This window comes from Dietzia sp. Alg238-R159 (assembly GCF_900537145.1).
GTDB classification, from domain to species: domain Bacteria; phylum Actinomycetota; class Actinomycetes; order Mycobacteriales; family Mycobacteriaceae; genus Dietzia; species Dietzia kunjamensis.
This window is the reverse complement of sequence record NZ_UNRI01000001.1, coordinates 893,883-905,130: the sequence shown is the minus strand read 5'-3', so window position 1 is coordinate 905,130 and position 11,248 is coordinate 893,883. Positions and strand designations below refer to the sequence as shown.

At 70.5% G+C, this 11,248-nt stretch carries 10 protein-coding genes; 3 read left to right on the top strand and 7 right to left on the bottom strand.

What is annotated here, in order from left to right; genetic code table 11:
• A complete protein-coding gene (locus G6R20_RS04250) occupies window positions 1-912 on the bottom strand; it encodes a cation diffusion facilitator family transporter (protein WP_163375623.1) in 912 nt (303 codons plus the stop codon).
• Between the two features lie 94 nt (window positions 913-1,006).
• The gene (locus G6R20_RS04245; RefSeq protein ID WP_163375622.1) at window positions 1,007-5,770 is read right to left on the bottom strand and encodes an ATP-dependent helicase; all 4,764 of its coding nucleotides are present in this window, start codon (window positions 5,768-5,770) and stop codon (window positions 1,007-1,009) included.
• 66 nt (window positions 5,771-5,836) lie between these two features.
• On the opposite strand from G6R20_RS04245, the gene G6R20_RS04240 reads away from it, so the two are divergent.
• The 3 genes from G6R20_RS04240 to G6R20_RS04230 are packed head-to-tail and all read left to right on the top strand — an operon-like array spanning window position 5,837 to window position 7,948.
• The gene (locus G6R20_RS04240; protein ID WP_163375621.1) at window positions 5,837-6,586 is read left to right on the top strand and encodes a 3'(2'),5'-bisphosphate nucleotidase CysQ; all 750 of its coding nucleotides are present in this window, start codon (window positions 5,837-5,839) and stop codon (window positions 6,584-6,586) included.
• Window positions 6,587-6,614: 28 nt separating this feature from the next.
• Window positions 6,615-7,415, top strand: coding sequence for a thymidylate synthase (locus G6R20_RS04235; RefSeq protein WP_163375620.1), 801 nt, complete (start codon window positions 6,615-6,617; stop codon window positions 7,413-7,415).
• 17 nt (window positions 7,416-7,432) lie between these two features.
• Window positions 7,433-7,948, top strand: coding sequence for a dihydrofolate reductase (locus G6R20_RS04230; protein ID WP_163375619.1), 516 nt, complete (start codon window positions 7,433-7,435; stop codon window positions 7,946-7,948).
• Here the strand turns inward: G6R20_RS04230 and G6R20_RS04225 are convergent.
• The 5 genes from G6R20_RS04225 to trxA all read right to left on the bottom strand — a co-directional run bounded on the left by G6R20_RS04225 (window position 7,945) and on the right by trxA (window position 11,206).
• Window positions 7,945-8,583: a DUF1707 domain-containing protein gene (locus tag G6R20_RS04225; RefSeq protein ID WP_163375618.1), complete on the bottom strand. Its 639-nt coding sequence runs from the start codon at window positions 8,581-8,583 to the stop codon at window positions 7,945-7,947. The two genes, G6R20_RS04230 and G6R20_RS04225, sit on opposite strands and share 4 nt — an antisense overlap.
• A 13-nt stretch (window positions 8,584-8,596) precedes the next feature.
• Complete coding sequence (locus G6R20_RS04220; RefSeq protein WP_163375617.1) at window positions 8,597-8,983, bottom strand: DUF302 domain-containing protein; 387 nt, start codon at window positions 8,981-8,983, stop codon at window positions 8,597-8,599.
• 88 nt (window positions 8,984-9,071) lie between these two features.
• Entirely contained in the window at window positions 9,072-9,332 is a 261-nt protein-coding gene (locus tag G6R20_RS04215; RefSeq protein WP_007631132.1) for a metal-sensitive transcriptional regulator, read from the bottom strand.
• A 209-nt stretch (window positions 9,333-9,541) separates the two neighbouring features.
• Window positions 9,542-10,663 (bottom strand): NDMA-dependent alcohol dehydrogenase, encoded by a 1,122-nt coding sequence (locus tag G6R20_RS04210; RefSeq protein WP_163375616.1) that lies wholly within the window; start codon window positions 10,661-10,663, stop codon window positions 9,542-9,544.
• A gap of 159 nt (window positions 10,664-10,822) precedes the next feature.
• Window positions 10,823-11,206: a thioredoxin gene (trxA, locus tag G6R20_RS04205; RefSeq protein ID WP_069388609.1), complete on the bottom strand. Its 384-nt coding sequence runs from the start codon at window positions 11,204-11,206 to the stop codon at window positions 10,823-10,825.
• Window positions 11,207-11,248: the final 42 nt, after the last annotated feature.

Genomic DNA, 11,248 nt, shown 5'->3' with positions numbered 1-11,248 from the left:
TCACCACCCCAGTTCGCGGCAACCGACGACCCCGGCGGTCTCGATCTGCACCGTCACGTGCTCGATCCCGTGCTCTTCCAGGAGGACGCGCCGAGCCTCGCCGAGCACCTCTGAGTGATCTGCGACCGGGTCGACCACCAGGTGCACGGTACCCACGTCCATTCCCGAGGTCAGTGTCCACAGGTGCAGGTCATGGACCTCCTCGACGTCACGCAGGGCTCCGAGCTGGGCCTCCACCTCCACCGGATCGACGCCGGCGGGCGCGTGCTGGGCGAGGACGGCGACCACCTGCCGTCCGAGCGCCACCGCCCGCACCACGATGAACACGGCGATCGCCACCGCGACCACCAGATCCCACACCGTCGACCCGGTCGCCCGCATGAGCAGCGCCGCCACGATCACCCCGACGGAGCCTGCCGCATCGGCGAGCACCTCGAGGTACGCGCCACGCACTGCCAGGCTTTCGCCGGACCCGCCGCGCAACAACAGCAGGGAGATGACGTTGACCACGAGCCCGAGCGCGCCGACGACGAGCATCGTCCCGGCGTCGACGGAGGAGTCGGAGCCGAGCCGACCGACCGCCTCGATCAGGACGTACACGCCCATGCCGAGCATGATGAGCACCGCCAGGCCGGAGGCGAAGATCTCCACGCGGTAGTGGCCGAACGTCCGGCGGCCTGATGCGTCGGGCCTGGTGGCGACCACCGTGGCCAGGAGGGCCGCGCCAAGTGCCACCACGTCCGCGCCCATGTGGCCGGCGTCGGAGAGGAGGGCGAGGGAGCCGGAGACCAGGCCGGCGACCAGTTCGACCCCGAAGAACGCCGCCGTCAGGGCGAACGCACCCCCGAGGCGCGCCCGGTATCGCCCACCGGCGTGGCCGGAGGGACGACCATGGGAATGGCCCGCACCCATTCGACAACACCCCTTCCAACACATGCACTAATGCGCATACTCTAACTATTCGCCGCGGCCGACTCAAGATTTGGCCAACTCAAGATTCGGACGTTCAGCGGCGGATCCGCAGCCCCTTGGGAGTGATGCCGAAACCGGCGGCCTCGAACGCCGCGGCATGGGACGAGGTGTGGACGGGCTCGCCACCGAGGGTGGTGACGGTGAGCGCGCCGACCGCGCCGGACTTCACGGTTCCGGCGAGCGCCGTCGCAGCGGCCGGGACGGCACCGGCGCGGTCGTCGAGGACCAGCACGGTTCGCCCGCCGCGTTCGACGAACAGCACACACACGCCGTCGACCAGCACCACCAGAGCTCCCGCCTTGCGACCGGGGCGGTGTCCGGACCCGTTCCCCGTGCCCTCGCCACCCGCGGCCCCGTCACCGGTCGTGCGTGCGGAGGGCCAGGGCAGAGCCGCCCCGTAGGGGTTGGCGGGGTCGGTCGCGGCGAGGACCCGAACGGCGGGCTCGTCCGCACCGGATGGCCAGTGGGCGTCGTCCGCGGTGTCGTCGAACGTCCGCAGCCGGTCGATGGTGTTGCCGGCGGCGAACTGGGCGGCTCCGAGGCCGTCGACGAAGTACCCGCGCCGACAGCGGCCCGAGTCCTCCATCTGCGCCAGTACCTTGTACACGGCCGCGAACCCGCCGGGGATCTCCTCGGCCTCCACCGCGCCCCGGGTGACCACACCATGACGCAGTAGCAATGTCTCGGCCCAGGCGTGAGCACGCAGCGTCGCGTCGGTGACCGGCTCCGGCACCAGCGACCAGCGGCCGGCGAGCACGGGGGGCGTCCTCGTCCCCGCGGCGACGGCGCCGTTCAGTTGGGCCATGGTCGTCCTGCCCAGCCGGGCACGGCGGGGCCGGGCGAAGGTCCGGGACGAACGGTGCGCGGTCCCCGACCCCGACGAACCACCGCCGGCCAACACCGCGCGCAGCGGCGCGAGGGTGTCATTGGTGACCACCCCGTCCCACACGAGGTCCCACAGTGCGTCGCGGACCGCGGCCTCGGTGATGGGTGGCACGGGGTCGGTGGGCACGGGGTCTGTAGGCGCGGTGTCGGTGGGCACGGTGTCGGCCGCGTCTTTCACCTTGGCGACGATGTCGCGGTAGAACAGGGCGCCGCCGCGCAGGGAATCGACGACGGCGAGGTGGACCGGCCCCTCCGGCTGCGGTCGATCGAGGGGCAGGGTCGCACCGGCCGAATCCGCCGGGTGCAGGGAGACCCAGCCGTCGCGTGAGCCCGCCCGACCGCGCCCGCTCCAGATGACCTCTCCCCCGGCCAGGAGTTCGTCGAGCATCGTCGGCGAGTAGTCCCGCACCCGGGGCGCCAGGATCAGCGGTTCGAGAGCGGAGGCGGGCAGCGCGAGGCCGTCGAGTTGCTCGATCACGGCGAGAACCCCGTCCACGCCTGACTCGGCGCCTGACTCGGCGCCGGCCGCTGTGCCCGCACCTGCTCCGCTGCCGAGGCTCTGCCAGCCGGGCAGGAAGCGACCCAGCGCGGAGTGCGAGACCGGCTCGATCTGCGAGCGCAGTGCGGCCAGCGAGCGGCGACGGATGTGCCGTAGGACCTCGGCGTCGCACCACTCGGGGCCCGTCGCGCCCGGACGGAACTCGCCGGCCATCAGCACCCCGGAGGACGTGAGTCGATCGAGAACGCCGCGGGCGACGGCCACCCCGAGCCCGAAACGCTCGGCGACCGCGTCGACGGTGAACGGGCCGTGGGTACGCGCATAGCGCCTGATGAGCTCACCGAGCGGGTCGGTGACATCGCCGAGGAACGCCGACGGCACCCCGGGCGGCGGAGGGACACCCAGTCCATCGCGGAGCCGGGACACGTCTTCGACGCCGGCCCACCACGTCCGGCCGGAATGTTCGACGGTGACCACGCGCCACGCCTCGGCCAGGGACGCGAGCCAGGCGGGGGCGGCGTCGGGGTCGGCGGACCGGTCCGCGACCTCCTCCACCGTGAGCGGGCCGAGAAGCCGCAGGAGATCGACCACGGCCTCGGCGTCTCGGGCCGCGCGATCGGGCTCGAGGTGCTGCAGCCGCCGTTCGATCGAGTCCAGGACCTCGATGTCGAGCAGCTCGCGCAACTCGACGCGACCGAGGAGCTGCCCGAGCAGCGACGGGTCGATCGCAAGCGCCGCCGCCCGTTTCTCCGCCAACGGGGAGTCGCCCTCGTAGAGGAATGCCCCGACGTAGTCGAACAGCAGCGACTGCGCGAACGGCGAGGCACTGGGTGTGTCCACCTCGACGATCCGCACGGTCCGCGACTCGATCTCGGTCAGGATCCGCTCGAGCGCGGGGACGTCGTAGACGTCCTGCAGACACTCGCGCACCGCCTCGAGGATCATCGGGAAGTCCGGGTAGCGGCGCGCGACGTCGAGCAACTGCGCCGACTTCTGCCGCTGCTGCCACAATGGCGCCCGCCGGCCGGGGTCGAGCCGAGGGAACAGCAGGGCGCGCGCGGAACACTCACGGAAGCGGGAGGCGAACAGTGCGGACCCGCCAACGTGCCGGGTGACCAGGTCCACCGCCTCCTCGGCCCCGATGGCGAACGTCTCGGCTCCCGGGCGTGCGCTCACCTCGCCGTCGTCGCCCATGTCCGGTACCCGGAGGATGATGCCGTCGTCGGACACCACCGGCACCGCGTCGAATCCGTGCGCGGCGGCGAGCCGGGCGCGCACGGCCTCCGCCCACGGCCAGTGCACCCGCGCCCCGAACGGCGAGTGGAGCACCACCCGCCAGTCGCCGACCTCGTCACGGAAACGCTCCACGACGAGCGTGGTGTCACTGGGTACATGACCGGTGGCCTCGCGCTGTTCGGTCAGGAAGCGCCGGAGATTGGTCGCGGCGTTGGCGTCCAGGCCGGCGGCGTCCAGCCGGGCGGTGGCCTCCGCGTCCGTGCCGCCCCCGACCTCCCGCAGGAAACCGCCCAGCGCGCGGCCGAGCTCGGCGGGCCGACCCTGGTCGTCACCGAGCCAGAACGGCAGCCGACCGGTGCCGCCGGGCGCGGGGGTGACCAGCACCCGGTCGTGGGTGATCTCCTCGACGCGCCAGCTCGAGGCCCCGAGCGCGAACACGTCACCGACGCGGGACTCGTAGACCATCTCCTCGTCCAGCTCCCCGACGCGGGTGGCCTTCTCCCCCACCATGAACACGCCGAACAGTCCTCGGTCCGGGATCGTGCCGCCCGAGGTGACGGCCAGCCGCTGGGCGCCGGGGCGGCCGGTGAGCGTCCCCGCGTCGCGGTCCCAGACCAGGCGCGGACGCAGTTCCGCGAAGTCGGCCGAGGGGTACTTGCCGGCGAGCATGTCCAGCGTGGCCTCGAACGCCGACCGCGGCAGCCCCTGGTAGGGAGCGGTGCGCCGGACGGCCGAGAACCACTCCTCCACGTCGATCGACTCCAGCGCACACGCCGCCACCGTCTGCTGGGCCAGGACGTCGAGGGGGTTGCCGACGACCGACAACTCCTCGATCGCACCGGCGAGCATGCGCTCGACGGTCACGGCGCTGTGGACCAGGTCCGCACGATGCTTGGGGAACACCACCGCCCGGGAGACCTCACCGACCTGGTGACCGGCACGGCCGACGCGCTGCAGCCCCGACGCCACCGACGGCGGTGACTCGACCTGCACCACCAGGTCCACCGACCCCATGTCGATGCCCAACTCGAGGGACGAGGTGGCCACCACCGCCCGGAGCCGGCCCGACTTCAACGCGTCCTCGATGAGCGCCCGGCGCTCCTTGGACACCGACCCGTGGTGCGCCATCGCCAATTCCGGCGGTGCGCCCCGCGTGACCTCCGAGGGCACCATCACCTGCGCGGGCGGCCGGGCCGGGGGTTCGGGCAGCGACCCGGGGTCGGTGCCCTCCGCGTAGATCTCGTTGAGTCGGGCGGTGAGCCGTTCGGCCAGGCGACGGGAGTTGACGAAGACGATCGTCGAGCGGTGCGCGGTGACCAGGTCCACCAACTGCCGCTCGACGTGTGGCCAGATCGATCCCTGCCCCGGCGTGCCCGGTGGCGCGGAGACATCCGGGGCGGCCGAGGACAGGTCGGTCATGTCCTCCACCGGGACCCGCACGGACAGCTCGAAGCTCTTGTCCGACCGCGGCGCCACCACGGTGACCGGGCGCTCACCCGCCAGGAAGCGGGCCACCTCGGAGTGCGGCCGGACCGTCGCCGACAACCCCACCCGCTGCGCGGGCGCGTCGAGCAGCTCGTCCAGACGCTCGAGGCTCAGCGCGAGGTGCGCCCCGCGTTTGCTGCCGGCGACCGCGTGGATCTCGTCGATGATGACCGTGTCCACGTCCGTCAGGGTCTCGCGGGCGGCCGAGGTCAGGAGCAGGAACAGCGACTCGGGCGTGGTGACCAGGATGTGCGGTGGCCTGGCCCGCTGGCGGCGTCGCTCGTCCGGCGGGGTGTCACCGGTCCGGATCCCCACGGTCACCTCCGGCGTCTCCGTGCCCAGCGCCGCGGCCTCCCGGGCGATCCCCGCCAGCGGAGCCCGGAGGTTGCGCTCGACGTCCACGGCCAGCGCCTTGAGGGGGGAGATGTAGAGGACACGGGTGCCGGGGCCGGACGCGCGGGCACTCCCGGCCGCACTGCCCGGGTCGGGTTCGGCCGGGCCCAGGAGCAGTCCGTCGAGCGCGGCGAGGAACGCCGACAGCGTCTTGCCCGAGCCCGTCGGTGCGACGACCAGGGTGTGGGCGCCCCCGGCGAGGGCCGCCCACGCACCGGACTGCGCGGCGGTGGGCGCGCCGAACGCACCACGGAACCAGGAGGCGGTGGCCGGGTGGAACCGGTCCAGGGCGACGGACATGAACACATGATGTCGTACGGCTACGACACACGCCGTGACACGGACGTGGCTCCGTAGAGTGTGCCCATGCGCGATCTCGACGACCACGACCTGGCTTCCCACCTCGCCACCGGCATCGGGGACATCGTCCGGGGCACCCGCGCGGGCGGCCTGCTGCACGGACGTTCGCTCGCGCGTGTGGCGAACGACGTCGCCGAGGACTGGACCGGCGAGGTACTCGCCGTGCACCGACCGGACGACGGGATCCTCTCGGAGGGGGTCGCCGACGATCGCAGCCGCCTCGCCAGGTCACGGGTGTGGATCATCGACGTGATCGACGGCACCAAGGAGTTCTCCACCGGCCGGTCGGACTGGTCGGTCCACGTCGCGCTCGTCGTCGACGGCCGGCCCACCGTCGCCGCCGTCGGACTCCCCGACGCGGGCCGGGTGTTCCGGTCAGACCAGGTCGACTACGTCGACGGCCCGAGTTCGGGGGCCATGGTGATCAGTCGAAACAACCCGCCCGCCGGGATCCACGAGGTCGCCGACGAGCTCGGGCTGCACGTGCGGCCGATGGGGTCGGCCGGCGCCAAGATGCTCTCCGTCCTGCTCGGGGACGCCGACGTCTACCTCCACGCCGGCGGGCAGAACGAGTGGGACCAGGCGGCGCCCGTCGGCGTGGCGCTCGCCGCCGGCCTGCACGCCTCCCGGATCGACGGGTCGCCCCTCGAGTTCAACAAGTCGGACACCTACTCCCCGGACATCCTCGTGTGCCGCCCCGACCTCACGGAGAAGGTGCTGGCCGTCACGGCGGGGCACCCGGTCTGGACGGCGTGACCGGACCGCTTGAGTAGACTTCAGCCCCATGACCGTCCCCACCCCGTACGAGGACCTGCTCCGGTTGGTCCTGGAGCAGGGCACCCCCAAGGCGGACCGCACCGGCACGGGCACACGCAGCCTGTTCGGCCACCAGCTGCGCTACGACCTCGCGCAGGGGTTTCCGCTGATCACCACCAAGCGCGTGCACTTCAAGTCAGTGGCCTACGAGCTGCTGTGGTTCCTGCGCGGCGACTCGAACATCGGGTGGCTGCGCGAGAACGGTGTGACGATCTGGGACGAGTGGGCGGACTCCGACGGCGAGCTGGGGCCCGTCTACGGGGTGCAGTGGCGCTCGTGGCCGACCCCCGACGGCGCTCACATCGACCAGATCGCCGCGGCGGTGGAGTTGCTGAGGACCGACCCGGACTCGCGGCGCAACATCGTCTCCGCGTGGAACGTCAGCGAGTTGTCGGAGATGGCCCTGCCGCCCTGCCACCTGCTGTTCCAGTTCTACGTGGCCGACGGCAAGCTCAGCTGTCAGCTGTACCAGCGCAGCGCCGACCTCTTCCTGGGCGTGCCGTTCAACATCGCCTCCTATTCCCTGCTCACCCACATGATTGCGCAGCAGGTGGGTCTCGAAGTGGGTGAGTTCATCTGGACCGGCGGCGACTGTCACATCTACGACAACCACGTCGAGCAGGTCCGCACACAGCTCTCGCGGGAGCCGTACCCCTACCCCGAGCTGCGGCTGAACCGCGCCCCGTCGATCTTCGACTACACCTTCGAGGATTTCGAGGTCGTCGGCTACGAGCACCACCCGGGCATCAAGGCCCCGGTCGCGGTCTGATCCGGCGGACGACTGCGGTGACCGTGCGGATGGTGTGGGCGCAGGCCCGCGGCGGGGTGATCGGTGACGGCCGAGACATGCCGTGGCACATCCCCGAGGACCTCGCGTTCTTCAAGCAGGCCACCGTCGGGCGTCCCGTGGTGATGGGCCGCGCGACGTGGGACTCGATCCCGGAGCGGTTGCGCCCCCTGCCCGGCCGTCGCAACGTCGTGTGCACGCGGGACGCCGACTGGTCGGCCGACGGCGCGGAACGCGCCGGGTCCGTGGAGCGCGCCCTGGAACTCGCGGGCCCGGAGGCCGCGGTGATGGGCGGCGGCCAGATCTACGCCGCGGCGCTGTCCGCCGCGGACGAGTGTCTGGTGACCGAGATCGACGCCGAGGCGCCGGGCACCGTGCTGGCGCCCGAACTGGACGACGCCTGGGAATTGGTCGAGGTCGGCGAATGGATCACCGATCCACGGAGTCGGGTCGAGGGGTACGACGACGAGGTGCGGCACCGGCACACCGTGTGGCGTCGCCGGAGAATCTCCTAGAACCACTTCCAGGTCTTGGGGATCTTCTCCCCCGCGGCGAGGATCTTGATCTTCGTGCCCGCCATGAACCCGTTGATCTCGATGTCCAGGTGGGGACCGCCGTGGACGTCGTAGCGCCCCTCGTCGATCTTCAGCTCGCTCATGGTCCGGTTGCCGGTGATCGACACCGAGACCCCGGGCGGGAGAAGGATCTTGGCGTTGGCGCCCCACAGATCCAGTTGGAGGTGGGTGCGCGGGCGGTCGACGACGGCCTCTCGGGCGTCGAGGTAGATCTCACCCAGCCACGACGTCAGTCGGTAGTCGTCCGGCAGCATCCAGCGGCCCTCGCGCTTGAGGGTGTCGAAGACGGAGGTCCTCTTCTGGCTCTCGTCCACGGTGATCGCACTGCCGGGACGGGTGGCCGGCGGCGCGGAATGCACCGGGCCGACCGGCGCCGGTCGGGCGTGCTGTGCCGGGCCGGGCCGGTCGGCGGGGAGACCGCTCAGCGCCACCTCGAGTTCCGCGGGGCAGGTCGCGGCCCAGATCTTGGCCGCTCGGTCCGAGAACTCGGCGAGCGACAACTCACCTCGCCCCACCATCGCCTCGAGGCGCCGCTGGGCCAGGGTCCGTGGGTCGTTGTCCTGCTCCGGGCTCATGCCCCCAGGTTACTCAGCGCGTGAGGTCCTTCATCATCGAGCGCATGTCGGTGGTCAGTTCGTCGGCGAGGTCCTGCAGGCCACCGGAGACGACCTGCGAGAGGAGATCCGGGTTCTGGGCCTCGATCACGCAGCCGCCGCCGGACTCGCGGATCACCACATTGCACGGGATCATCAGGGCGACGTCCTTGCTCACGTCGAACGCCTTCCCCGCGAACCCGGGATTGCAGGCGCCGAGGATGAGGACACGCTCGATGTCCTTGTCGATCTTGTTCTTCAGGGTGGCCGTGAGGTCGATCTCGTGGAGGATCCCGAACCCGCGGTCGGCGAGCGCGGCCCGGGTCGCCTCCACCGCCTCGTCGAACTCCATCTCCGTGAACGTGCCGATTCCGATGTCCATGTCGACTACCTCCGGTGTCGTCGGTTCTGTTCTTGTCGGATCTGGTCTCCGGTGTCGTCCCCCAGCCTGCCACGGGGCCGACCGGTGGTCAGGCGAGCGAGAGGAACAGCTTCTCGAGCTCGGGCAGGTCGACCCCGTCCGCGCCGGGCTCGCCGTCGCGGGTGATGCACTCCTGGATGTTCTCGCTGATGATCTTGAACCCCGCACGGTCCAGTGCCTTGGACACCGCCGCGAGTTGGGTGACGATCTCCTTGCACGAGCGTTCCTGCTCGACCATGTCGATCACCGCGTTGAGCTGGCCGCGCGCGCGGCGCAACCTGTTGAGGACCTGCTGCCTGGGCTCGGACACTGCTTTTGCGGACACAGCTTTGTCGGACACAGCTTTGTCGGACACTGCCCGCTCGGATTCTGACATCGTCGTCCCTCTCGTGGATCACTGATGGTCTCGAATGATGAAGGCGGACTGACGCGAGACCCCCGTGGGTCCACCGGATGCCTCCAGTGTACCCGCGGGGGTATATTTTCGCGAGTGCCGGTTCGGTCCGGCCCAGCTGACGGTCAGTCGTCGTGGACGATGATCCCGCGGACCATGCCCTCGCCGCCGCGCTCCATGATCTCGTAGCCCTCGTTGACCTGGTCGAGGGTGAAGCGGTGCGTGATGAGCTCGTCCAGCTTGAGCTGCTTCTCGTCCCACAGGCGCAGGATGTTGGGGATGTCGTGGAAGGCGTTGGCGGAGCCGAAGAGCGAGCCCTTGATGACCTTCTCGTACTGCGAGACGAACAGGCCGGGCAGGGAGATCGACTGGTTGTCGAGGCCACCCATCGAGGTGAGTACGACGACGCCGCGCTTGCCGACCATGTCGGTCGCGTCGGCGGTGACCTTCGCGTCGGCCACGCCGATGGTGATGATGGCCTTCTCCGCCATCGTGCCCCAGGTCAGACCCGGCAGCTCGGCCTTGGCCTCCTCGACGTCCGTGTAGACGTGGGTGGCGCCGAACTCCTTGGCCTTGGCCAGCTTGGACTCGTCGGTGTCGATGGCGAGGATGAACCGGGCGCCCGCGTGCTTGGCGCCCTGGATGGCGTTGATGCCGATGCCACCGATACCGAACACGACGACGGTGTCGCCGGCCCGGACGTCGGCGGAGTAGACGGCGGAACCCCAGCCGGTGGTGACGCCACAACCCACCAGGGCCGCGACCTCGAAGGGTATCCAGTCCTGGACCTTGACCACCGAGTTCATGTTGGCCACGGTGTACTGCGAGAACGTACCCAGGGTGCACATGGCACCGGCGGTCTCGCCGTTGTCCAGTGCGAACGGGTAGCGGCCGTCGGCCATCTCACCGATGGTGCCGTTGAGGCCACCGTCGCAGAGGTTGGTCATCCCGCGCGCGCAGGCCGAACACTTGCCACAGGCGGGGATGAACGACCCCACCACGTGGTCGCCGGGCTGAACGTGGGTGACGCCGTCACCGACCGCCTCGACGACGCCCGCACCCTCGTGGCCGCCGACGATCGGCAGGCGACCCGGCAGGTCGCCGCTGGTGATGTGCAGGTCCGAGTGGCAGAGGCCGGCGACCTTCCACTTGACGAGCACCTCGCCGAAGTTGGGTCCGTCGAGCTCGGCCTCGACGATCTCGAACGGCTTGCCGAGCTCTCGGGCGATGGCGGCCTTGGTCTTCATTGAACTCCCTCCGGGCGCGACGGGGTGAAGCCCGCCACTGGAACGTGTTCTAGCAACGTTAGCCCCATGGGTGAAACCTGTGGGGTGGTTACTGGAACGTGTTCCGGTGGGACCTCGCCGCCGCCGTCGTCCCGTCAGTTCAGTGGGCCGGCCCGCCGATCAGGGCTGCGCGTCGCCCTGCTGCGCCTGCGCGTCCTCGACGGCCTTGCGGACCTCGTCCATGTCGAGCCCCTTGATCTGCTCGACCAGGTCGTCCAGCGCCTGCTCCGGGATGGCGCCCGAGTGGCGGAACACCGCGATTCCCTCGCGGAACGCCATGAGCGTCGGGATGGATTGGATCTGCAGCATCGCTCCGAGCTGCTGCTCTGCGTCGGTGTCCACCTTGGCGAAGGTCAGCTCGGGGTTCTTGCCCGAGACCTTCTCGTAGACCGGACCGAACGCCTTGCACGGGCCACACCACTCGGCCCAGAAGTCCACCAGGACGATGTCGTTCTCGGTGACGGTCTTCTCGAACTCGGCGGTCGTGATGTCGACGGTGCTCATACGAATGCCCTCCTAGCGCGGACGGGGCGACTCTCGTCCCGT